Below are 22675 nucleotides of genomic sequence, written 5' to 3' on the forward strand. Positions count from 1 at the left end.
GAGATCCCGAGCATGACGGAGCAGCATTCGCCGACAAGGCGCTTCTGGCTGGGCGGCAAGCGGGCTGCCGAGCAGGACCGGTTCTTCCGCGAGGCCCTGGAGCCCCTGGGCTGGCAGCTGGGCGACGAGCATGACTGGGACGCCGGGTGGATCACCGGCATGCCGGATGCCGCGCAGTTCCGGCGGGTCTCGCCGGTGCGCAAGATGAACCACTTCCCGGGCAATGCGGCGCTCACCGTCAAGAGCCGGCTCCATGACAGCCTCGCCACCCTTCGCGAGCGCATCCGGGAGAGCCATGGAGTCGACCACGAGCTTGCCCGGCGGCTGGCGTTCTTTCCCCGGGCCTACGTGATGCCCGGTGACTACCACGCGCTGCAGGAGGCCGCCCAGGCCGACCCTGGCCAGCGCTGGATCCTAAAGCCCACCAATGCCTCCAAGGGCAAGGGGGTGCGGGTGCTGAAGGATGTCGCCGAGGCGCCCCTCGCGCAGGACTGGCTGGTACAGGAGTATGTGGCCAATCCCCATACCATCCGCGGCCACAAGTATGTCCTGCGGCTCTACGTGCTGATCACCTCGCTGGAGCCGTTGCGCGTCTACCTCTACCGCCAGGGCTTCGCCAAGCTGGCCTCCGAGCCCTGGGATCCCGAGGATGCCGACAATCCCTACAGCCAGCTGACCAACCCGGACATCAACGCCCTGAACAGCCGAGCCGAGGTGCCGGTGGAGTTCATCGACCTGGAGCGATACCGGGCCTGGTTGAGAGATCAGGGGCACGACGACGAGGCCCTCTTCGCACGTATCGAGGACCTGGTGGCCCTGACCACGATCTCCGCCGTGGATGCCATACGACGCCGCACGGCCGAGGCCGGTGCCGACCCGCGCGGCTGCTACGAACTGCTGGGGCTCGACTGCCTGGTGGACGACACCCTCAAGCCGTGGATCCTGGAGTGCAACCTCAGTCCGTCGCTGGGCATCTGTGCCGCCCCGGAGACGGGAGGGCGCGTCGAGGAGGCCGTCAAGGGCGGGCTGGTGCAGGACATGGTCGCGCTGGTCGATATCCCCGGACAGGCACCGTCCGAGGCCGGCACTGCCACGCAGGAGTCGGACGTCGCTGCGCAACTGGTCGCCGAGGCCCAGGCCGAGCAGGCACGTGCCGGCGGCTTCCTGCGACTCCTCCCGGCCACCGACCCCGAGCGCTACCTGCCCTATTTCACGCTACCCACCCCGGCCGACCTGCGGCTGGCCGAGGCCCTGACGGGTCGCTCGCTGCCGCCCCTGCGGCTGCAGCGGCGCCATGTGGCGGAGCTGGTCGACGAGGAGCGTCTCGCCCTCTATGACACGCGTAGCGGTCACTACTACCGGCCCAACGACACGGCGGCCCTGACCTGGCTGCTGGCGACCGAGGGACTGGACCCCGATGCCATCGCCGATGAGCTGGCGCGGGCCACCACCGAGGCGGGAGCACCGGCAGAGATCTCGGTGCTGCGGCGCGATGTGTGGAATACCCTGCATGACTGGTGTCGTGCCGGCCTGCTCCGCCAGCAGGGTGATGCGCCGGCAGCGTCGCCGGCAGCGCGCGAGGTCCATGACCAGGCATCACCGGTGTCGTCGTCGGGGCGGGCCATGAGGCTCAGACTGGACGGCCGTCACTGGGCCCTGGACGTGGGCAGCGGCCCCGCCATGGCGCGGTTGGTGACATGGTTCGGCGAGCGGCTCTCGCCGCTGGCCGCCGAGGCGGCGAGCCGGCTGCCGCGGCTGGCGGTACTGCACGAGTCAGGCGGCTATGCCCTGGCCACCGATGACCAACTGCTGGCATCGCGGCTGACGCTGGCACAACTGGGCCCGGTATTGACGTCGCATCTGGTTCGCCAGGCCGCGATGCCCGGCCGACCGGTGATCGACGCGGCCCTGCTGCTCACGCCACAGGGTAACGGGGTGCTCTGCCTGCTCCCCGACGAGGAGGAGAGCCGCCTCATGCTGCAGCGGCTGATGGAAGCCTCGGCGGGCGTGCTGACCCGCGGCGTGCGCCTGGACCTCTCGGATCCGGCCATCGCCGAACCCCTGGACTTTCCGCTGCAGGGTGTCGCCGGCGTGAACCCGAGCGGGTTGCCCGACAGCGTGGCCCTTCGTGGCATGCTGCTGCCGGCCGAGGCATCTGCCGACCAGGCCCTTGCCCCGGAGGCCATGCTGGAGGCGCTCGGCGCCTTGCTGCCGAATTGCCTGACCGTTGATGGCCAGGCGCTGGATACCCAGAGCGTGACGATTCTGGGCGACTGGCTCTCCACCCTGGCCGTGTGCACGGTGAGGTCAGGGCCAGGGGCGCCGGATGCCGCGTCACTGGCCGAATGGCTGGTCACCCGGATAGACATCGCCCCTTCGGTCAACCCTCCCGCCATGGCGAGGGGGTAACAGGGGCATGAGCAACCGGTGATGCCCCCGGCATCGCCGTTGAAGAAGCCGGCCACGGGCCGGCGTCACGGCAAGACGACATGCCTGGCATGTCGCCCACCCTGTATCAAGGAGGTCATGATCATGACACTGCAAGACGAGAAGCGCCGTAGCCTGCTGAGTCGCCTCAGCCGTCAGCTGGGCTACACGGCACCGGCACTCGCCCTGGTCGCCAGCGGAGCGGCCTTCCAGGCCGTGGCCGGCGAGACATCCCCCGAGCTGAGCTATACCAATGGCCAGGAGGCTCCCCTGATGCTTGCCGAGGCACACGCCGAGGGTGGCGCCGAGGGTGGCGCCGAGGGTGAAGCCAAGGCAGAAGGTGAGTACGAGGACATGGAAAAGGGCGAGGGCAAAGCGGAAGGCGAAGCAGAAGGCGAGGGCGAAGCAGAAGGCGAAGGTGAAGCAGAAGGCGAGGGCGAAGGGGAGGGATGAGCCCTTCCTTCCCCTCAGCGGGAGACCAGGTCCGTCACCACGGTGGCGGCCTGGCTTCTTCCCTCTGCCGCTTCACGGCGATCCCCTGACGTAACCCAAAGTGGAACTCACAGGACACCCGTCATGACATCATGTCACTCCCGGCCGTCTCCCGACACGGCGCGTCTCGTCGAGGAGAACCTGCTGGCCCTTGCCCAGCTGAGGCGCATGGTCGCGGCCCTCGCCCCTGAGCGTTATCGACAGGCGTTCGGCGAGCACGGACGCCACACCCTGGGCAAGCATGTGCGTCACATCATCGATCATTACGATGCCCTCCTCGACGGCCTCGATCGAGGAGAGGAGGTCATCGACTATGAACAGCGCCGACGCGACGAGGCCCTCGAGCAATGGCCGCAGCAAGCCGCAAGCCATCTGGCCGGCATCGAATCAAGGCTGTCGGCGCTGGACGGCGAGCCGTGGTCGGGCGCGCTGACCCTGGCCTATCCCCTGGACAACGAGAGGCTCTCCCTGACGTCGAGCCTCAACCGAGAGCTTGCCTTCCTGACCAGCCACAGCATTCACCACATGGCGATCATTGCCCTCTTGGCCGAACAGTCGGGTATCCACCTGCCCGAGTCGTTCGGGGTGCATCCCTCCACCCTTCGGCACTGGCAGCGGGCACCCGAGGAGCAGGTGCCAATCTCGCGGAGGAGTGCCTGATGAAGCGCATGATACTGGCGAGCTGGCTGCTGGTGCTGATCGTGGCGGCCCCCGTGAGCGCCGAACCCCGTTGGCCCGACCAGGGCTGGCAGGTCACGCCCACCTCGTTTGGCTTCGATGAACTGCTTGAGGACCTGCGGGAGGCGGTCGAGGCCGAGGGCATGTTCGTGGTCACCGAGGCGGGGCCCACCGAGGCCGCCGCAAACCGCGGGGTCACCATCCCCGGCAACCGGGTCGTCGGCGTGTTTCGCAACGACTATGCGGTTCGGATCCTGCGGCTGAGCGTCCCGGCGATGATCGAGGCCCCCATGCGCTTTTATGTCACCGAAAATGATGATGGCAGCGCCACCCTCTCCTGGAAGACGCCGTCGCATCTGCTCGAGCCCTACGTGGACGCGGCCGGCGAGGAACTGGAAACGGTGGGCCGCGAACTCGATACCCTGTTCGCTGCCATTGCCAAGCGTGCCACCGAGGCAACGGAGTAGTGACCTGGCGCTGCGCTGACCTGCTGCCCATGCCTGAAGGGTTGTCCACCGGACGTACTCAAGGACAATCGGGTGGCTCGGGACTCGCGGAGAAGGCCAGGTGGGTGAACCAGGCCGTGGCATCCACCCCGGCATTGTCACCGTCGCTCATCAGGGCGAGGCCATCGATGTGGTCCGGGCGACTCCCGAAGAGTCGCTGATAGTCCTCGCGGATATCCCGCACTTCCGCCACCCATTCGCCTACGCGGGCCTCGCCACTCTGCAGGGCCAGCAACTGGGCGCGTGAGGTAAAGGCATTGGGCCAGTCCGACCCTGCCGGCTGGCTCGAGGCCCAGACGTAGTTCACCGACTCGACCTGCCAGGGCAGCAGCCCCGTCTTGCGGGCCACATAGACCCTGGCCGGGTAATCGTCACCCGACTTTCGTGTCTCGTCGAGCCCCTCATGTATGCCTGATACCTGCCAGCACCAGTGCAGGTAGGGCGTCTCGCGAAGGTCGACCTCGCGTTCCAGGTATTTTGCCGAGGCCTGCTGCCGGGCGCTGGCCTGGAGGAGTCGCATGCCATCCCGTTCGATGACCCGGTACTGGGTCTCGCCCTCGAAATTTCGTGTCGGCCAGGCGTGAATATCATCCGGCGAGAACGTCAGGTCATCTGCTGCGATGACCGGTCCTGCGACCAGTGTCATCAACGTTAGCAGGCCGAAGAGGGAAAAGGGTCTGGTCATGGGGAAATCACTCCCTTTATATCAAGCGCTCTGGGTCGGGTCGGTGGTGTCTCTACTATCTTATGACGTCATCACGTCAACAGGGTTTCGTCATGTGATAAAGAGAAGGCGGGGGTTTGTCGTGATAGAGCTGGATCCATCTCCTCGTTACTTCATGAAGTGATAGGGTTCTTCCGATTTTCTTTCATTGATGTCGTCTCTTTTTTGGATGTGTCGTAAGGATAATGGCTTCAAGTGGACAAAGTATCAAGACCTGATTAAAGGTCTTTTATTAGCCGAGAGTCACGAGGTGTAGCCATGAAAATTCGAATCGTAACATTGGCCATGATGGCCCAGATGCTGAGTGCCGGACCCCTGATGGCGATGGACTCGGAGTATCAGGAGAAGCGTCGTCAGGCGTTGCAAGAAAAAAGTACAAGCTCGGCCATTCAGTCGGAGAACTCCATCGATCAGCGGCGCAGCAGGGATGTGAGTCAGCGTGGAGAAGGGCAGCATCGCCGGTCAGATGAAGAATGGCAGCAGACGCGAGATGCCCTGCGCTACTGGTGGAACTGATCCCCTGCCCTGGAGCGATTGAACCCGGACCTGATCCTTCAGGCCCGGGTTTCTTGCCTTGTGCGTGGGTCTTGCCCATCCTGACAGGGCATTTGCTGGAAGTGAGGAGGTTCCATGGGCAAGACGCTGATCTGGACGGCCATGGCCATGTTCGTGGCCATGCCGCTGGTGGTGCAGGCGGAAGAGCACGGGGTGAGGCACCTGCAGTCGAGCGACGATATCGATCGAGTCGAGGAGCGGCTTCGTGAGGCCATCGAGGACAAGGGACTCACCCTGATGACTGTTGTCGATCACACCGCCAATGCGGAGGGCGTGGGGCTCTCGTTGCCGGCGACCCGTACCTTCATCTTCGGTAATCCGCAGGTAGGTACGCCGATGATGCAGTGCCAGGGGAGCATGGCGCTGGACCTGCCCCAGAAGATGGTGGTGCGGGAGACGGACGAAGGCGTCAGGCTGGAGTGGAATTCGCCACACTACCTGGCCGAGCGCCACTCCCTGGAGGAATGCGACCTGCCTCTGGACAAGGTCGCCGGTGTGCTGGAGGGCGTGGCAAACGCTGCCGCAGGCCAGTGAAGTCAAGGCTGTGAAGGAGTGACGGGCCTTTAGTGCCCGTCATCGTCCTGCTCCGGGCCGAATCGCCTGCCGGCCTCATGAAGCAGCGTGAACTGTCTGTCGCATTCTCGGCAGGCGCCGCACATGGAAAGGTGTAGCCTCAGGGAAACCCGTTCCTGGAAGGTGAGAGGGCGGTCCTGCTTGAGGGACATCAGGCGGGTCGCTTCCTTGCACATCATCATGCTGTTTCCTCCTTCAGCCAGCCCTTCTCGATGCAGGCCCTGAGTCGCAGCCGGGCGCGATGCAGTATCACCCAGCAGTTGTTCTCCTTGATGTCCAGCTCCTTGCAGATATCATCGGTGGAGAGTCCCATCAGCTCGCGCAGGGAAAACACCCTGGCGGCATTGTCCGGCAGGGCGATCATGCAGGCATCGAAGACCTGCCAGAAGTGCTCGGTCTCGAAGGCTGCCTCGGGCTCTCCCCAGCTGGAAGGGCGAGCACTCTCCTGCCAGCGGCCATTCTGCTGGAATTGCCGGTCGATGGCGTCGTCCTCGTCCTCGAGAGGCTGCCAGCGGCCATGACGTTTCTGCACGCGCATGGCGTCGAGGATCTTGTACTTGAGGATGCCGAAGACCCAGGTCTCGTAGCCGGATCGCCCGGCGAAGCTTTCATTCTTTTCGATGGCGGACATCATGGCCTCCTGCACGGCATCCTCGGCCTGGCTTCGATCACGCAAGTGCATGAGGGCGAAGGAGACCAGGCGTGGCCTGACGGCCGTAAGTCGTTGTAGCCTATCGTCTTTTTCGTTCATCTAGGAGACCCTCGTTCCCTGTGCCGATGCTTGGACCAGATTCAGGCAAAGTCTAGCAGCTGGTATCAGCCAGGGTACAGGGTCTCTCGAGTGAGTCGTTCAGGCCAGGATTTCCTTACAGATTTCTCAAGGTCATCGACAGGTATTATGGGATAGATGGCATCAGTAATGCTGCTGTAATGCCATGTGTTCCTGTCCATTATTTGATGTGGATAGCAGGATATCTGGGAGGCAAAGTGCCTATTGATTCCTTGACTTCTTGATGCGGTTTGGTGTGCTTTTCAGGCAAGTTTCCCCGGCCTTCATGGGAGAGGAGGGGCGATATTCAGGCGCACTGCCACCGCGAAAGATGGGGCGGGGCGGGCCATCGTTATCGGTAACGGCCTCCCGGCACCGTGATCAGGTCGGAATGATCCGCGAGCCGATTAAGGTCCTCGGGCCTGTCCACATCCCAGAGCCGGGCGGGGCAGGCCAACCGCCAGCCCAGCTCGTCGACGCGAGCGCGCGTCTGTGCCATGACGCGGTTCGTGCCCCAGTCAATGTCCGCGAAGAGGCGGCGGTCGACTCGTCGGACCCCGACCAGTGCATAGCCGCCATCCTCGACCGGCAGGAAGACGGCATCGGCGTGCGTCAGGGCAGCCTGGCAGCGCCGAAGCAGCGCCGGGGTGAGTGCCGGGCAGTCGTTGCCGATCAGCACTCCCGGTGCGTCCATGGCCTGCAGGGCTTGGTGCATGCGCTCCCCCAGGTCGCCTTCTGGCTGGGCGCGAAGCCTAAGGCCATGCCGATCGGCCAGTTCCCGGAACATGGGATGGGCATGATCCAGTGCCGTCCACAGGGTGATGCACTGCGGCGAGGTCGCCGCAAGGGCCGTAGCCACCGCATGGCGCAGCAGTCGCTCGTGCAGCCGGCAGGCGCCCTCGGCGCCCAAGGCCGGGATCAGGCGCGTCTTCACCTGTCCGGGAATCGGTGCCTTGGCCAGTATCGCCAGGGGAAAGGTCCCGTGAGCATCAGCGGACATGGCGATACGCCCGGGCCAGGTCATCCGCCGTCACTCCTCGCCAGTAGCGCCAGCGCAATCGCCACATCAGGCGGATGGTGGTCCAGGCGCCCTGTTGGTCCCAGCGCCGGCCACTGCTGGCCACCTTCTCCGTCAAGCAGGCGGGAGGCGATTGCCGCTTGAGTCGCCGCGACATCTCGATGTCCTCCATCAGCGGTTGGTCGGGAAAGCCGCCCGCGGCGTCGAAGGCCTCCCGGGTCATGAACAGCCCCTGGTCGCCGGTGGCAATGCCCGTCAGGCGCGAGCGCAGGTTCATGGCGACGGCGATCACGGGCAGCAACAGATGATGCCCCTCCAGTCGTACATCGAAGCGGCCCCAGCAATGTCCATCCGCAAGGGCCGAGGCGATCAACCGATCGGCGCCTCGCGGAAGTCGCGTATCGGCATGCAGGAACAGCAGGTGATCTCCGCGGGCCTCGCGAGCCCCGGCATTCATCTGACGGGCCCGGCCGGGTTCGCTGACGATCACCATTGATGCCAGGGGGCGTGCCCGGGCCACCGTGTCGTCGAGGCTGCCCCCATCCACGACCACTGTCTCCATGCCCTCGACGCCGTCGGCCTCCCATGGCGTCAGTCGGGTCAGCAACTCCTCGATGGTGGCCGCTTCATCCAGTGTCGGGATGATGATGCTGAGCCTCGGTATGTCCGTCATGCCGATACGCCTCCCGATGTGCGGATCGATGCTGAGATCCTCTGGGTATGATATGTCGCCTGATCCTTACAGTGCGGCGGTGGCTGGCGGGCCTGTAAGGCGTCCCTGGACGATACGACAGAAACGCAGGGTCGCCGATACCGGGTACAAGAGAAGGGCAGGTCATGAGGCGGCTGCATGCCTGTTGGCTGGCCCTGCCGTCATCCATCTCCTGAGTCGCCGGAGGGAGCCATCGATGTCCAACATGCTCGAGCGCTGCGGCTATGGGCTCGGTTGCTGGCTCTCCTGTCCCAGGCCCTGGCACAGCCCCCTGTTGCCGGTTGATAAGGGCGTCCGGTCATGTCTCGAGCCCGGTGATGTCCTGCTGGTCGAGGGCTCCTCGCGGATCAGCACGGTGATCAAGTACCTGACGCAGTCCACCTGGTCCCATGCCGCCCTCTATGTCGGCGAGGGCGGCTGTCCCGGGTCGGCAGCCTCGGTCCAGGGCGGCGGCTTTGTCGAGGCGGACCTCGCCGAGGGGGTGCGGGTGGTGGGATTCGAGGAGTTCGAGGGCTATCCGCTGCGCATCTGCCGTCCGGTAGGCCTGGGGCCTCAGGACCTCGAGCGATTGATCGCCTTTGCCTGCGGGCGCGTGGGTCACCGCTACGACCTTCGCAACATCCTCGATCTGGCCCGTTACCTGCTGCCCTTGCCTCCCGTGCCCATGCCCTGGCGACGACGCATGCTCGGGCTGGGCAGCGGGGATCCGACCCGGGCCATTTGCTCGACCTTGATCGCCGAGGCCTTCCAGTCGATTCGCTATCCGATCCTGCCGATCCCCGTGGCGGGCGAGGCGAAAATGTTCCAGCGCCGGCACCATACGCTGTTCACCCCCCGCGATTTCGATCTTTCCCCCCTGGTTCGATGTCGTCAAGCCCGGCCTGGCAGGGGGCTTCGACCCCCATGAGCTGCACTGGCAGGAGCCGGCCTGAGCCCGTCCTGGGGCAGGGGCCCAGAGGCTCAGTGGGACAGTTCGATCACTCGCCCACCGGCATCCTCGGCGTCCTCGGCGTCGTGGGTCACCAGCAGGCTGGGGAGGCCGGCCTCGCGCAGGCGGTCGAACACCAGCCGGCGCATCTCGTGACGCAGGTGGGTGTCGAGCTTCGAGAAGGGTTCGTCGAGCAGTACCGCGCAGGGGGCCGACAGCAGCAGGCGCATCAGCGCCACCCGGGCCTTCTGGCCGCCGGAGAGGGTGGCCGGGTCCCGGTCGCCGAAGCCGGCGAGGCCGATGGTTGCCAGGGCCTGCTCGACCCGAGCGGCCTTGTCGGCGCTGGCCCCGGGCATGCCGAAGCGCAGGTTGCCGCCCACCGAGAGGTGGGGGAAAAGCAGCGGGTCCTGGAACAGCAGGCCGATGCCGCGGCGCTCGGCCGGCAGGCCGCCGATCTCGTGACCATCGAGCAGCACCTGGCCGCTGGCCCGGAACTCGGGGGCCAGGAAGCCAGCGAGATAGGCGAGCAGGGTCGACTTGCCCGAGCCGGAGGGCCCCATGACGGTGAGGACCTCACCGGGGCCGATCTCGGCATCGAGCTCCACCAGGAGCTGGTCGCCCAGCCGGATGCAGATATCACGGAGTTCGAGTCGATGGGTGGCGTTCATGGGGCTCCCTGCATGCCGCGTCGCCGCGACCATAGCAACCTGGGCAGGCCGACGGCGAGGATGAAGCCTGCCAGCGGAAGGCAGGCCTGCACCAGTGCCCAGACGCCGATCACCCGGCGATTGGCGCCGGCGGCCAGCGAGACGGCCTCGGTGGTCACGGTGGTGATGCGTCCGGCGCCCAGTAGCTGGGTGGGCAGATACTGGCCGATGCTGACCGCCAGCCCCACGGCCAGGGCGGTGAGGATCGGCGCCAGCAGCATCGGCAGGCGTACCCGCCAGAAGGCCCCGTTGCACGAGGCCCCCAGCGTCAACGCCAGGCGTGACCAGCGCGGGTCGAAGCGGCGGTAGGCCTCGGAGAGCGAGAGGAAGACGTAGGGCAGCACGAACAGCAGGTGGCCGAAGATGATCAGGCCGTGGGTCGGTCGGGTACCGAGCTGCTCCATCACTACCACTAGCCCGAACAGGAAGGCGATCTGCGGGACGATCAGCGGCAGGTAGAGCAACCACAGGGCCCGCGAGGGGTGTCGGCCGGTGCGCTGCTCGTTTTCAAGGGCCGCCAGGGCCAGGGTCACGGCGAGCAGTGTCGAGACCAGGGCGATCAGCGCCGTCGAGGCGACCGGCCCGGCAAGCGAGGGCAATACCCGGGCCCAGTGGGCGGCGGTGAAACTTCCCGGCAGGGCATCGGGAAAGCGCCAGAAGCCTGCCACGGAGTGGATCGCCAGGCCGGCGATGCCGACGAAGGCGATCACCGTGGCCAGCAGGATCCACAGCTTGCCGGCGATCCGAAGCCCTGTCTCGCCCTGACGGCGCCCTCCTCGTGCGATCCAGGTGCCCATCAGCCGGCTGGCGACCCGCTCCAGTCCCCACCAGATCGCCAGCGCCATGGCGGTGACGCCGAGCTGCAGGATCGCGCCGGCCGAGGCCAGGAAGCGCTTGTCGAGGTCGGGGTCGCTGAACCAGCCGAGGATCGACACGGCCAGCGTAGGGGGCAGGGTGGGGCCGAGGATCATCGCCACATCCACCACCGACGAGGCGTAGGCGATCACCGCATAGACCGGCAGGCGGATCAGCGGATAGAGCGACGGGGCGACGACCTTCCACCAGGCCAGGGTCGGGCGGTAGCCCAGCGAGCGCGCCATGGCGACGCGCCGTTCGGGGTCGAGCTGGGGCAGGGCCGCCAGGCTCATCAGCAGCAGGAAGGGAATCTCCTTGATCACCAGCCCCGCGATCAGGGAGAGCCCCCAGGGGTCCTGGACGATCAGCAGGTCCGGGGGGCGCTCCCAGCCGGTCAGCCCTGGCGAGGCGAGTCGTGCGACCAGCCCCGAGGGAGCGATCAGGAAGGCCAGCCCGAAGGCCGCGGCGGCATGGGGAATGGAGAGCAGCGGCGAGACCAGCCGCCGGATCCAGCGGTCGAACCGGCTGCCGGTTACAGCGGCAAGATAGAGCATCACCACCGCCAGCGAGATGGCGGTGGCGAGCAGTCCGCTGGCGAGGCTGATGGCGGCCGAGCGCCAGATGCCGGGCTCGGCAAACAGGGCCCGCCAGGGGGCGAGCGACAGGCTCTCCCCGCCCAGGGCCGGCAGGTAGCCGAAGGCTGGCAGCAGGGCCATGCCCAGGCCGGCAAGGATCGGGGCCACCAGCAGCGCGACGAGCAGCACGGGAGCCAGGCGCAGCATCATCGAACGGGCCTCGTCGCGGGAGCGGTCGGGGCGTGGTCCCTGGCCATCAGTTGCCGATATAGCGGGCCTGCCAGGCATCCTGCAGGGCCGTCATCCAGCTGGGGTGCGGCTCGGGCAGCGTCTGCTGCAGGGCGCCTGCGAGCAGCATCGCCGGGTTACTCTCGTCCAGGGCGAACATGGCCCGGGTGTCGTCATCGAGGCGGGCCACATCGAGCACGGTGTGATCCCCCCAGACGGCAAGGTCCTGCTTGTGTGCCTGGGCCTCCGGTGAGAGCAGAAAATCGGCGACCACCATGGCCCCGGCCTTGTGGGGCGAGTTGAAGGGGATGGCCACGAAGTGCACGTTGCCCAGGGTGCCGCCCTTCGGCACATAGCTGCGGGTGCTTTCCGGCAGTTCGAAGTCGGCGACCGCCGCCGCCGGCTCCGAGGGCGTGAAGGTGAAGGCCAGCGCCAGTTCGCCGTTGCCCATCAGGCTGCGCATCTCGGGCCCGGTCGCGGGGAACTGCCGACCACTGCGCCACAGGTGGGGGTGGAGCGCATCCAGGTAGTCCCAGAGCGGGGCAGTGACGGCCGCGAAGTCGCCCTCCTCGACCGGCGCATAGAGTGCCTCCTCCTCATCGGTCAGCTCGATCAGGGCCTGCTTGAGGAAGGTGCTGCCGGTGAAGTCGGGGATCCTCGGGTAGGTGAAGCGGCCGGGGTTGGCCTCGGCCCATTCCAGCAGGGCTGGAATATCCTGCGGGGGCGCAGCGACCTCGTCGCTATCATAGTAGAAGGTGATCTGTGCCCGGCCCCAGGGGGACTCGTACCCCTCCGTGGGCAGGGTGAAGTCGGTGACCACTTCGGGGTTGTGCTCGGGGTGGGTGAGCGCGAAGTTCGGCAGCGACCCGGCGAAGGGACCGAACAGCAGGTCGTTGGCCTTCATGGTGGCGAAGTTCTCGCCATTGATCCAGATCAGGTCGACATTGCCGTCGTCACCGTTGCCGGCCTGCTTTTCCGCCAGCACCCGAGAGACCGCCTCGGCGGTGTCGCCGACCTTGACATGGGTGAGCGCAATATCGAACTGCGCCTCGACCCGCCCGGCGACCCAGTCGATATAGTCGTTGGTGCGCTGCTCACCGGCCCAGGCATACCAGTAGACTGCCTGGCCGCGCGCCTCGTCGAGCACGGCCTCCCAGTCCGACGGGTCGGGCGCGGCCGCGAGGCCCGTGGACGTGAGCATCATTGCCGGCAGCAGGGCAGCGAGCCGGGGGAAGGGTGCGCGCATTGCAGGGGTCCTCTTTTCTGGGGAGACAGCGTGAAGGGGCGGTCGAGAGGGCAGGCTTCAATCGTGAGCAGGGGCAGAGAGCAGGCGCGTCAGCACGCGACTCTCCTGCCGCACATGTTCGATCACGGTCACGGAAAGGTAGTGGTCGACCCTCTCGCGAACGTGGGCAATCAGGGCATCGTCGCTCAGCTCGGCGGACCAGTCCTCGCCGCGGGCCTGGGTGTCCCGGGAGTGAAGGTTACTGGCTCGCCACTTCGCGCACCAGGTCAGCGACCAGAGCCACATGGCCCGCCGGCTCGCCAGCAGCGTGTCGGTGTCGCCGTCGAAGCCCGTGGCGGCGATCCAGTGACGATAGAAGGCGGCCACCTCGGCGGGGAGCAGTTCGGTGCGGCTCTGCAGGTCCCAGGTGGTGGAGGTGTAGAGGCTGGCGTGGGCCAGGTCGAAGCCCACCAGGCCGTAGCGGCACTTCTCCAGGTCCACCAGCACGGCGCGTCCTGACTCGGTGATCAGGAAGTTGCCGGGATGGGCATCGAAGCTGATCAGTCGCGGCTCGGCGCCAGGCCCGGGAGGCAGGCGTTCCGGCAGGGCGGCCAGCTCGGCCTCGATCAGCGCTCGGACGTCCGCTTCCAGCCCGGCCTGGTCGAGGAAGCGCGCCTGGTCCCTGATCTCCTCGAGCATCGCCGTCCAGGGGGCGGCGGGTGACAGCAGCGGTGGGCGCGACTCGGCATCGGGCACGTCCAGTAGATGGAAGCTGGCCAGCGCCTCGGCGATGTCGGGCAGATCATCCGGGAGTCGCGCCGGGCGACCCCGGATGGCACTGACCAGCAGCCCGCCGCGCGGCAGCGACGGGCCGGGCGGGAGGATGCCGTGCAGGGAGGGGGCATGGCCGCCCTGGCTGGCGCGCTCGAAGCAGGCCGCCTGGTAGGCGAGGTTGGCGGCGGGGTCGAGTCGCATCTGGCTCTGCTTGGGTAATCGCGCCACCCAGTCGATCTGATCCCGCTCGAGCCACACGTGGTGATGGGCCAGGCCCGTATCGGCCATCGGGTGCATGGCCTGAATGTCCGCGTCATGACCGGTGTGGCGCAGGGCCACGGCCAGGGTATGGCAGAGATCCGGTCGGGCCTGTGGCGACGCGGGGCGAACGGCGATATCCGGCATGACGCTCCTCGGGTGATGTGGTTGCAGTCGATGATGGAGGGTCGTGCGACGCAAGGCGTTCCTTACAGGCGGGGTGATGGTGAGCTCCCCGATGGCCTGTTGCATCTCGGCGGCCTGTAAGCCTGGGGCACCGTCATCGACATAGGGGAACCGTTGTTGCGACACGGTGGAGCGAGGGCTCCGGATATCTTCTGGATGAACACAAGCGAAGGTGAACAATATGTCACAGCATGACGATAAGCGCCGCAAGCTCCTGGGCCGCCTGAATCGGCAACTGGCCTACACGGCGCCGCTGCTCGCCCTGGTGGTGGGGGGTGCCGTCCTTCAGGCCTCGGCAGGTGATGACGCGGCCGTTGCCGACTTTGCTTCGCCCTCCGATACGTCCCTGATGCTGGCCAGCAACCACGCAGAGGGGGCCGCCGAGGCGCAGGGTGAAGCCGAGGGAGAAGCCCAGGGCGAGGCAGAGGGTCAAGCGGAAGGCGAGGCAGAGGGTCAAGCGGAAGGCGAAGCCGAAGGTGAGGCCGAGGGAGGCGACAGCGCCGCGGTGGCAAGGCCCGAGGGGTATTCGCCGGCCTACAGCGAGACCGGCGACAATCCCCGGGAGATGCTGGTCCGCGGCGAGGAACTCTATTACGACACCTCCTTGAGCAGCAATGGCCTTGCCTGCGCGAGCTGCCACGGCAGTGACGGTCAGGACATGGGCTACAACCCGACATTCGAACAGCCCTTCCCCCATCGGGTGGCGATGGCCGCCAACCAGTTCGGGATGTCGGAAGTGCACGCCGACGAGATGGTGCAGATCTGCATGGTGGCGCCGATGGCGGCCGAGCCGCTGGAGTGGGGCAGCGAGGAGCTGACCTCACTGGCGGCCTACATGGTGGAGGTGCAGAGGCGCGTTGCCGGAGAGCCGCATGACCTCTGAGCCCGGCCTGCGGCTCTGAACTCGCTCACCTCTCTCCTCTGCCATCGTCCCCGGGCCCGCCAGGTGGCGGGCCCGGTTGCCTGCGACGAGGCCATCTCCTTCCCCTTCGACTGGAGGCAGGCTGTTGCCGCCCATGGGTCCACTGCCTACGCTGATATCGGCAATGACTGAACCACTGTTCCCCAATGAGGTTCTCAGGAACAGGCACTGAAGGGCGGGTACGAGATGACGAATCCAGAACGCAGGGGCATGGCCGGGCGCATCCTGATGCTGGCAAGCCTGCTGTGTCTGGCGCTCGGTGCGCTGCTGGCCTGGCAGGTGCAGGCGCAGCAGGGTGAGCGTACCGCGCTGGTGATGACGATCGACGATGCCATCGGGCCGGCCATCAGCGACTATTTCCTGCGTGGCCTGGAACTCGCCGAGGAGCGCGATGCCGAGCTGGTCGTGGTCGAGATGGACACCCCCGGCGGGCTCGATGCCTCGATGCGCTCGATGATCCGCGCCATGCTCACTTCCAGTGTGCCGGTGGCCATCTATGTCTCGCCGGTGGGGGCCCGGGCGGCCAGCGCCGGGACCTACCTGCTCTATGCCAGCCATGTGGCAGCCATGGCGCCGGCCACCCATCTCGGCTCGGCGACCCCGGTGCAGATCGGCGGCGGTGGCCTGCCGGGACTCGGCGATGACGACGATGGGGGAGAGGGCGACGCCCGGGCACAGGAGGCAGAGGAGAGTGACGCGCCGGCAACCGGGAGCGAGGATGATTCCGGCAACGGGGCCGATGCCGATAACGCAGCAGCCGGCGGCGAAGGAGAGGCCAGCGAGGAGGGCGGCGACGACCGACGGCGTGGCGAGACGGCCATGGAGCGCAAGGTGCTGGAGGACGCGGTGGCCTATATCCGCTCGCTCGCCGAACGCCATGGCCGCAATGCCGACTGGGCGGAGCAGGCCGTGCGCGAGGCGGTCAACCTCACTGCCCGGGAGGCCCTGGAGCAGAACGTCACCGACGTGGTGGCCACTGACCTGGAGGATCTACTGACCCAGGTTGACGGGCGCACGGTGGTGATGGAGGACGGCGAGCGAACCCTGGCCACGGCCGATCTGGCCGTCGAGCGCTTCGATCCGGACTGGCGGACCAAGCTGCTGGCCGTGATCACCAATCCCAATGTCGCCTACTTCCTGATGATCATCGGCTTCTACGGGCTGATCTTCGAGCTGTCCAACCCGGGCAGCCTGGTGCCGGGGACCATCGGCATCATCTCGCTGCTGCTGGCACTGTTTGCCTTCCAGGTGCTGCCGGTCAACTACGCCGGCCTGGCGCTGATCCTGGTGGGGCTGGGGCTGATCGTGGGCGAGGCACTGATGCCCAGTTTCGGCATTCTCGGGATAGGCGGCATCGTCGCCTTCGTGATCGGATCGGTGATGCTGATGGACGCGGACAACCTGAACATCTCGCTGCCGATGATCGGCGGCATCGCCCTGCTGGCGGCGGGCCTGATGCTGTGGGTGATGACCCGCTTCATCGGGCTGCGTCGTCGCGTGCCCCGGACCGGCCAGGAGGAGCTCGTCGGCAGCGAGGCCAAGGCACTCGAGGATTTCGCGGGACAGGGTCATGTGCGGCTGATGGGGGAGCGCTGGAATGCCCGCAGTACCCAGCCGCTGACCCGGGGGCAGGCGGTGCGCGTGACGGCGGTCGACGGCCTGACCCTGGAGGTAGAGCCGCTCGACGCCTCGTCCTGAGGCCCCGGCACGTTTCCCGGCGCCGGCGCCTGCCGTCGCCGGACACATCGAAGGAGAGCAAGCCATGTTGATTTCCTATCTCGTTCCGGTCGTCCTGCTGATCATGTTGCTGGCGGCCTCGATCCGCATCCTGCCCGAATACAAGCGGGGGGTGGTGTTCTTCCTCGGCCGCTTCCAGGCGGTGAAGGGGCCGGGCCTTTTGATCATCATTCCCGGCATCCAGAAGATGGAGGTGGTCGACCTGCGGGTTATCACCATGGACGTGCCGGAGCAGGACGTCATCTCCCAGGACAACGTCACCGTCAAGGTCAATGCGGTGCTCTACTTCCGGGTAGTGGACCCGGAGAAGGCGATCATCCAGGTGGAGAACTTCGTCAATGCCACCAGCCAGCTGGCCCAGACCACGCTGCGCTCGGTGCTCGGCAAGCACGACCTCGACGAGATGCTCTCCGAGCGCGACAAGCTCAACGACGACATCCAGGAGATCATCGACAGTTCCGCCGAGAGCTGGGGCATCAAGGTGGCCAACGTGGAGATCAAGCACGTCGACCTCGACGAGAGCATGATCCGCGCCATCGCCCGCCAGGCCGAGGCCGAGCGCGAGCGGCGCGCCAAGGTGATCCACGCCGAGGGCGAGTTGCAGGCCTCCAGGAAGCTGGTGGAGGCGGCCAACGTGATGGCCGAGAACTCCGCCGCGCTGCAGCTGCGTTACCTGCAGACCATGAGCGACATGAGCAACAAGAACGCCTCCACCATCTTCTTCCCGCTGCCCATGGACATCATGGAGGCCTTCAAGCACATGAAGGCCTCGCCCGCCGCCCAGGCGCGCACCGGCGGCGGCGCCCCGGATGACGCCTCCTGATCCCGTCCTGCCACGGCCAGCCGGTCGTGGCAGCCCTTGCCCGGGCGGATGGATGCAGCGCCATGGCATCTCTGCTAGACTCCCGCGCTCTTATCGGGTGCATTGATGCGACTTTCGTCCGATGGCGCCCCACCGATGCCGAGCAAGGGAAACGACAGCACGTGATGACTCCCCTGGCAGGGCTGGCCACGCCGCCCTAGCGCACCCTCCCTAATCTCCCGGCGATGCCACCGTCATCGGTGCGTCATCGCTCGACATCACGCTGATGTCGCGGGCGCCCCTGCGCGCCATCCGGCGGCTTGCGCCTTCTCCTGAATCTGCCAACGGCGACAGCGCCCCACCGGGGTGCCGGGAAGGGCATGCGCACGACAGGATCCCGACGCCTCACGGCCCATCCATCCCCCCTGACTGGACCGCAGCATGTACGAGAAAATGAAACTGAGTTGGTTCTCCAACCTCAAGGGCGACACCCTCTCGGGCATCGTCGTCGCCCTGGCATTGATCCCCGAGGCCATCGCCTTCTCCATCATCGCCGGGGTCGACCCCAAGGTGGGCCTCTACGCCTCCTTCGCCATCTGCGTGATCATAGCCTTCGCGGGCGGGCGCTCGGGCATGATCTCGGCGGCCACCGGGGCCATGGCGCTGCTGATGGTCACCCTGGTCAAGGAGCACGGCCTGCAGTACCTGCTGGCCGCCACCCTGCTGACCGGCGTCTTCCAGATCCTCGCGGGCTATCTCAGGCTCGCCGAGCTGATGCGTTTCGTGTCGCGCTCGGTGGTCACCGGCTTCGTCAATGCCCTGGCGATCCTGATCTTCATGGCCCAGCTGCCCGAGCTCACCGGCGTGACCTGGCACGTCTACGCCATGACGGCGGCCGGCCTGGCGATCATCTACGGCTTCCCCTACCTGCCGGTGGTGGGCAAGCTGCTGCCGTCGCCGCTGGTGTGCATCCTGGCGCTCACCGCGGTCTACATGCTGACCGGTATGGAGATCCGAAGCGTCGGTGACATGGGCGAGCTGCCCGACAGCCTGCCGGTCTTTCTGTGGCCCGAGGTCCCGCTCAACCTCGAGACGCTGATGATCATCCTGCCCTATTCGCTGATGCTGGCCGTGGTGGGCCTGCTGGAGTCGATGATGACCGCCACCATCGTCGACGACCTGACCGACACCAAGAGCGACAAGAACCGTGAGTGCAAGGGCCAGGGCATCGCCAACCTCGGCGCCGGCCTGCTTGGCGGCATGGCGGGCTGCGCGATGATTGGCCAGTCGGTGATCAACATCAAGTCCGGCGGTCGCCGTCGCCTGTCGACCCTGATTGCCGGCGTGGCGCTGCTGCTGATGGTGGTGTTCCTCTCCGACTGGGTCTCCCAGATTCCCATGGCGGCCCTGGTGGCGGTGATGATCATGGTCGCCATCGGCACCTTCAGCTGGAGCTCCATCAAGGACCTCAGGAAGCACCCGATGAGCACCAACATGGTGATGGTGGCCACCGTGGTGGTGACCGTGGGCACCCACAACCTGGCCATCGGCGTCTTCGTCGGCGTGCTGCTCGCCGCCATGAACTTCGCCAACAAGGTAGGCAATATCCTCTACATCGGCAGCGAGGAGGCCGACGAGGGCAACGCCCGGCTCTACAAGGTAGTGGGCCAGGTGTTCTTCGCCTCCTCCGAGCGCTTCGGCGAGGCCTTCGACTTCAAGGAGACGGTGGAGAAGGTGACCATCGACCTGTCGCGCGCCCACTTCTGGGACATCACCGCCGTCCAGGCGCTGGACCGTATCGTGATCAAGTTCCGGCGTGAGGGCACCGAGGTGGAGATGATCGGCCTCAACGAGGCGAGCGCCACCATCGTCGACCGCTACGCGGTGCATGACGATCCCGAGGCCGTCGAGAAGCTGATGGGCGGCCATTGACCCGCCGGACGGATGATGTAGAAGGTGAAGAGATGACCATACACGCCAGCTTCAGGACAAGACGATGACAGAACAGGTGATGGCCGCCATCGACGGCTCGAAGTTCTCGGAAGGAGTGTGCGACTACGCCGCCTGGGCCAGCCTGGCGCTGGGGGCCCCGCTTACCTTCCTGCATGTGAACGACAACCATCCCCAGACCGCCGAGGCGGACCTTTCGGGCAACATCGGCCTGGGGTCGCGGGAGCACCTGCTCGAGGAACTCTCCGAACTGGAGGAGAAGCGGGCCAAGGTGGCCCAGGAACAGGGCCGGCTGATGCTCAAGGCGGCCAGGGATCGGGCCGTCGAGGACGGCGTGGCCGAGCCGGCCGGTCGCCAGCGCAACGGTACCCTGGTGGAGACCCTGGAAGAGCTGCAGGAGGAGATGCGCCTGCTGGTGATCGGGAAGCGCGGCGAGATGGCCCACCAGGACGGTGACCATCTGGGGAGCAACCTGGAGCGGGTGGTGCGCACCCTGCACCGGCCGATCCTGATGGTGCCGGAGTCCTTCAGGCAGCCGGAGAAGGTGATGCTGGCCTTCGACGGCAGCAAGACCACCCGCAAGGGGGTGGAGATGCTGGCCAAGAGCCCGCTGTTCGACGGTATCCCGGTGCACGTGGTCATCGTCGGCGCCGAGACCGGGGACAACCGCTCCCAGCTCGACTGGGCGCTCAAGACCCTGCGTGATGCGGGCCACGAGGCCGAGGGTGCCATCCGCGCCGGTGAGGTGGAGGCGACCCTGCGCGGCTACCAGGAGGAGCAGGGCATCGACCTGCTGGTGATGGGCGCCTATGGCCACTCGCGCATCCGCCACCTGCTGGTGGGCAGTACCACCACCACCATGCTGCGCAAGGCCAAGGGGCCGGTGCTGCTGCTGCGCTGATCGCCATCGCCTGCACCACGCGACGCCGGCCTCCGGGCCGGCGTCGTCGCGTCAGGCTCCCCGGGCCTCGGGGCTCGCCAGCACGCCCTGGGCCAGCGCCCAGCCGATGACCAGCAGCGCCAGCATGCCGACCAGGACATGGGAGAAGGAAGCGCCCAGGTCTAGCGCGATGCCCAGCAGCGCCGGCGCGATCCCCGTGGAGAAGACCATGGCGGCGCTCAGGGTGGCGCGCACCGTGCCCAGGTGCTCGGCGCCCCACAGGCGCACCAGCAGGCTGGTGGCGATGGACTCCTGGGCCCCCATGGCGAGCCCCCCGCCCACCATCAGCGCCCAGACGCCGGCGTGGCCGCCGGCGAGGATGGCCACCACCAGGGCCAGCGCATAGGGCAGCAGGTAGAGCCTTGCCAGGCGTACCGGGCCGAGCCTGTCGACCCAGCGCCCACCCAGCAGGGCGCCGGGCAGCTTGGCCAAGCCCATGCCGGTCAGGGCCAGGGCATAGACGGTAAGGGAACTGCCCAGGTCCTCGGTCATGCGTGCCTGGTAGATGAAGAGCCCGGTCATGGTGACCGGCAGGATCATCAGCAGCGGCAGCAGCTGCCAGAAGCGCGCCTCGCGGAAGGGGCGCGGACCGTGGCGGCGCTGGCCACGCGCCGGGCGCTTGCCCGGTGCCTTCGGCCAGGGGCCGCGAAGCAGCAGCGGTACCCAGAACAGCGCCAGCAAGGCCACCAGCAGCCACCACAGCTCCCGCCAGCCCAGCCACACCAGCAGGGCCGCCATCAGTGGCGGTAGTGCCGTCTCCCCCAGCATGATACCCATGCCGACCAGCCCCAGGGCGCGACCGCGCAGGCTGACGAACTCCCGGCCGGCGAGGGTGTTGCCCAGGTGGGTCATCATGCCCTGGCCACACAGGCGCACCAGGCCCAGTCCCAGCAGCCCGGTGATCCACCAGGGCGAGAGGGTGAGCAACGCCACGCCGGCGAGCAGCGCGCCGATCACCGTCAGCGCGAAGCGTCGCGGCGCCACCCAGTCGATGCTGGGGCCGAGGCGCAGCACGGCGAACCCCGCGACCAGGGTCACCGCGGCATAGGCGGTCCCGAACTGGCCGGCGCTGAGCCCCAGCCGCGTGGAGATCGGCGCCTGGAAGAGGCCGATGAAGAAGCTCTGGCCGAGGCTCGAGGTGAACATCGCCAGGAAGGCGATGCCCAGCAGCCCGCGATGATCCCGCAGCAGGGTGCGGTACCCCATGGTGACCTCCGGTGCGTGATGACTGGCAAGTCGGGAGTGCGGCGGCAGGACCGCGGTGGCAAGATGGAGCCATGGTGGCCCCGCCGGTGAAGGCGACCCAGGGTATCAGCTTGAGTGCATACGGTGGCGTGCCGGGCTGATCCAGAGGTTCCGGAAGTGGAGGCGATGATGAACCACCCTGAGCTGGAGATGGACGCCGTGGTGAGGCGCTTGCACGCGCTGCGCGCCGAACTGCTCGAGCAGAGCGACGCCAGCCGCGACGCCCGCGACACCGTGCTGCTGGACCAGACCTCGGTGGGGCGTCTTTCACGCATGGATGCCCTGCAGGGGCAGGCCATGGCCAAGGCCGAGGAGCAGCGTCGCCAGCTGGCGCTGCGGCGCATCACGGGGGCCCTCGCGCGAATCGAGAAGGGCGAGTATGGCGAGTGTATCGAGTGCGGTGAATGGATCGGCGCCAGGCGCCTGGAAGGCGATCCCCTGGTGCTGAAATGCATCGATTGCGCCGAGTGACGCGGCGCTGACCCGATCAATGGAGAGACCACGATGAGCATCGAGCGACACGACACCAAGGCGCGCATGAGCCGCGCGGTGATCCACAACGGCATGGCCTGGCTGTGCGGCCAGGTGGCCGGCCCCGAGGCCCGTCACGGCGACATCACCGAGCAGACCGAGAGCATGCTCGAACGCCTCGATGGCCTGCTCGCCGAGATCGGCTCCGACCGGGAGCATCTGCTCTCGGCGACCATCTACCTCAAGGAGGGCCACGACTTCGCCGCCATGAACGCCGTCTGGGATGCCTGGGTGCCCACCGGCCATGCGCCGGCGCGCACCTGCGTCTGCGCGCCCATGCCCGCCGACGAGCTGAAGGTGGAGATCACCGTCACCGCCCTGGTGCCGGGCCGCTAGCCGGCAGGGCGCCGTAATGCCC

The 22675-nt window shown here is 66.9% G+C and carries 24 protein-coding genes; 14 read left to right on the forward strand and 10 right to left on the reverse strand.

The features are described 5' to 3' along the window. Positions 1 to 12 precede the first annotated feature (12 nt). The 4 genes from P8934_RS03720 to P8934_RS03735 all read left to right on the forward strand — a co-directional run bounded on the left by P8934_RS03720 (position 13) and on the right by P8934_RS03735 (position 4064). Positions 13 to 2409 (forward strand): PqqD family peptide modification chaperone, encoded by a 2397-nt coding sequence (locus tag P8934_RS03720; protein WP_278032998.1) that lies wholly within the window; start codon positions 13 to 15, stop codon positions 2407 to 2409. Between the two features lie 123 nt (positions 2410 to 2532). Continuing rightward, the gene (locus P8934_RS03725; RefSeq protein ID WP_278032999.1) at positions 2533 to 2880 is read left to right on the forward strand and encodes a hypothetical protein; all 348 of its coding nucleotides are present in this window, start codon (positions 2533 to 2535) and stop codon (positions 2878 to 2880) included. A 123-nt stretch (positions 2881 to 3003) separates the two neighbouring features. Next, the gene (locus tag P8934_RS03730; RefSeq protein WP_278033000.1) at positions 3004 to 3579 is read left to right on the forward strand and encodes a DinB family protein; all 576 of its coding nucleotides are present in this window, start codon (positions 3004 to 3006) and stop codon (positions 3577 to 3579) included. After that, positions 3579 to 4064 carry a DUF302 domain-containing protein gene (locus P8934_RS03735; protein WP_278033001.1) on the forward strand — a complete coding sequence of 162 codons (486 nt, stop codon included), beginning with the start codon at positions 3579 to 3581 and terminating at the stop codon, positions 4062 to 4064. Before P8934_RS03730 ends, P8934_RS03735 begins: the two co-directional genes overlap by 1 nt. Positions 4065 to 4122: 58 nt before the next feature. Here the strand turns inward: P8934_RS03735 and P8934_RS03740 are convergent, their stop codons facing one another. Beyond that, positions 4123 to 4788, reverse strand: coding sequence for a DUF3047 domain-containing protein (locus tag P8934_RS03740; protein WP_278033002.1), 666 nt, complete (start codon positions 4786 to 4788; stop codon positions 4123 to 4125). A gap of 297 nt (positions 4789 to 5085) precedes the next feature. Here P8934_RS03740 and P8934_RS03745 point away from each other — a divergent pair, with 297 nt between their 5' ends. Both P8934_RS03745 and P8934_RS03750 read left to right on the forward strand, forming a co-directional pair. Next, positions 5086 to 5343, forward strand: coding sequence for a hypothetical protein (locus P8934_RS03745; RefSeq protein ID WP_278033003.1), 258 nt, complete (start codon positions 5086 to 5088; stop codon positions 5341 to 5343). Positions 5344 to 5457: 114 nt separating this feature from the next. Beyond that, complete coding sequence (locus P8934_RS03750; protein ID WP_278033004.1) at positions 5458 to 5916, forward strand: DUF302 domain-containing protein; 459 nt, start codon at positions 5458 to 5460, stop codon at positions 5914 to 5916. 29 nt (positions 5917 to 5945) lie between these two features. Here P8934_RS03750 and P8934_RS03755 read toward each other — a convergent pair whose 3' ends face one another. The 4 genes from P8934_RS03755 to P8934_RS03770 form a co-directional block, all read right to left on the reverse strand. Beyond that, on the reverse strand, positions 5946 to 6137 hold the full coding sequence (locus tag P8934_RS03755; RefSeq protein WP_347403448.1) for a zf-HC2 domain-containing protein: 192 nt from the start codon (positions 6135 to 6137) through the stop codon (positions 5946 to 5948). After that, on the reverse strand, positions 6134 to 6706 hold the full coding sequence (locus tag P8934_RS03760; protein WP_278033005.1) for a sigma-70 family RNA polymerase sigma factor: 573 nt from the start codon (positions 6704 to 6706) through the stop codon (positions 6134 to 6136). Before P8934_RS03760 ends, P8934_RS03755 begins: the two co-directional genes overlap by 4 nt. A gap of 370 nt (positions 6707 to 7076) precedes the next feature. Next, on the reverse strand, positions 7077 to 7724 hold the full coding sequence (locus P8934_RS03765) for a TIGR04282 family arsenosugar biosynthesis glycosyltransferase (protein ID WP_278033006.1): 648 nt from the start codon (positions 7722 to 7724) through the stop codon (positions 7077 to 7079). After that, positions 7714 to 8415 (reverse strand): TIGR04283 family arsenosugar biosynthesis glycosyltransferase, encoded by a 702-nt coding sequence (locus P8934_RS03770; RefSeq protein ID WP_278033007.1) that lies wholly within the window; start codon positions 8413 to 8415, stop codon positions 7714 to 7716. The genes P8934_RS03765 and P8934_RS03770 overlap by 11 nt, the downstream gene beginning before the upstream one ends. 235 nt (positions 8416 to 8650) lie before the next feature. Here P8934_RS03770 and P8934_RS03775 point away from each other — a divergent pair, with 235 nt between their 5' ends. Next, positions 8651 to 9361 (forward strand): lipo-like protein, encoded by a 711-nt coding sequence (locus P8934_RS03775; protein ID WP_278033008.1) that lies wholly within the window; start codon positions 8651 to 8653, stop codon positions 9359 to 9361. A 53-nt stretch (positions 9362 to 9414) separates the two neighbouring features. Here P8934_RS03775 and P8934_RS03780 read toward each other — a convergent pair whose 3' ends face one another. The 4 genes from P8934_RS03780 to P8934_RS03795 are packed head-to-tail and all read right to left on the reverse strand — an operon-like array spanning position 9415 to position 14151. Next, on the reverse strand, positions 9415 to 10050 hold the full coding sequence (locus P8934_RS03780) for an ATP-binding cassette domain-containing protein (protein WP_278033009.1): 636 nt from the start codon (positions 10048 to 10050) through the stop codon (positions 9415 to 9417). Further along, a complete protein-coding gene (locus P8934_RS03785; protein WP_278033989.1) occupies positions 10047 to 11726 on the reverse strand; it encodes an ABC transporter permease subunit in 1680 nt (559 codons plus the stop codon). The genes P8934_RS03780 and P8934_RS03785 overlap by 4 nt, the downstream gene beginning before the upstream one ends. A 49-nt stretch (positions 11727 to 11775) precedes the next feature. Further along, positions 11776 to 12993 (reverse strand): ABC transporter substrate-binding protein, encoded by a 1218-nt coding sequence (locus P8934_RS03790; protein WP_278033010.1) that lies wholly within the window; start codon positions 12991 to 12993, stop codon positions 11776 to 11778. A 57-nt stretch (positions 12994 to 13050) separates the two neighbouring features. Beyond that, positions 13051 to 14151 (reverse strand): aminoglycoside phosphotransferase family protein, encoded by a 1101-nt coding sequence (locus P8934_RS03795; RefSeq protein WP_278033011.1) that lies wholly within the window; start codon positions 14149 to 14151, stop codon positions 13051 to 13053. 220 nt (positions 14152 to 14371) lie between these two features. Between P8934_RS03795 and P8934_RS03800 the strand changes: the two genes are divergently transcribed. The 5 genes from P8934_RS03800 to P8934_RS03820 all read left to right on the forward strand — a co-directional run bounded on the left by P8934_RS03800 (position 14372) and on the right by P8934_RS03820 (position 20502). After that, the gene (locus P8934_RS03800) at positions 14372 to 15073 is read left to right on the forward strand and encodes a c-type cytochrome (RefSeq protein ID WP_278033012.1); all 702 of its coding nucleotides are present in this window, start codon (positions 14372 to 14374) and stop codon (positions 15071 to 15073) included. A 225-nt stretch (positions 15074 to 15298) separates the two neighbouring features. Further along, entirely contained in the window at positions 15299 to 16810 is a 1512-nt protein-coding gene (locus P8934_RS03805; protein WP_278033013.1) for a nodulation protein NfeD, read from the forward strand. 64 nt (positions 16811 to 16874) lie between these two features. Then, a complete protein-coding gene (locus P8934_RS03810) occupies positions 16875 to 17672 on the forward strand; it encodes a slipin family protein (RefSeq protein WP_278033014.1) in 798 nt (265 codons plus the stop codon). Positions 17673 to 18092: 420 nt separating this feature from the next. Continuing rightward, positions 18093 to 19583: a SulP family inorganic anion transporter gene (locus P8934_RS03815; protein ID WP_278033015.1), complete on the forward strand. Its 1491-nt coding sequence runs from the start codon at positions 18093 to 18095 to the stop codon at positions 19581 to 19583. A 64-nt stretch (positions 19584 to 19647) separates the two neighbouring features. Further along, a complete protein-coding gene (locus P8934_RS03820; RefSeq protein WP_278033016.1) occupies positions 19648 to 20502 on the forward strand; it encodes a universal stress protein in 855 nt (284 codons plus the stop codon). Between the two features lie 51 nt (positions 20503 to 20553). Here P8934_RS03820 and P8934_RS03825 read toward each other — a convergent pair whose 3' ends face one another. Then, entirely contained in the window at positions 20554 to 21747 is a 1194-nt protein-coding gene (locus P8934_RS03825; protein ID WP_278033017.1) for an MFS transporter, read from the reverse strand. A 168-nt stretch (positions 21748 to 21915) separates the two neighbouring features. Between P8934_RS03825 and P8934_RS03830 the strand changes: the two genes are divergently transcribed. Together P8934_RS03830 and P8934_RS03835 are read left to right on the forward strand one after the other, a co-directional pair. Then, positions 21916 to 22257, forward strand: coding sequence for a TraR/DksA family transcriptional regulator (locus P8934_RS03830; RefSeq protein WP_278033018.1), 342 nt, complete (start codon positions 21916 to 21918; stop codon positions 22255 to 22257). A gap of 33 nt (positions 22258 to 22290) precedes the next feature. Further along, a complete protein-coding gene (locus P8934_RS03835) occupies positions 22291 to 22653 on the forward strand; it encodes a RidA family protein (protein ID WP_133636480.1) in 363 nt (120 codons plus the stop codon). The last annotated feature ends 22 nt before the right edge of the window (positions 22654 to 22675 follow it).

The sequence above is a fragment of the Halomonas sp. CKK8 genome (genome assembly GCF_029625235.1).
Lineage (GTDB): Bacteria > Pseudomonadota > Gammaproteobacteria > Pseudomonadales > Halomonadaceae > Halomonas > Halomonas ventosae.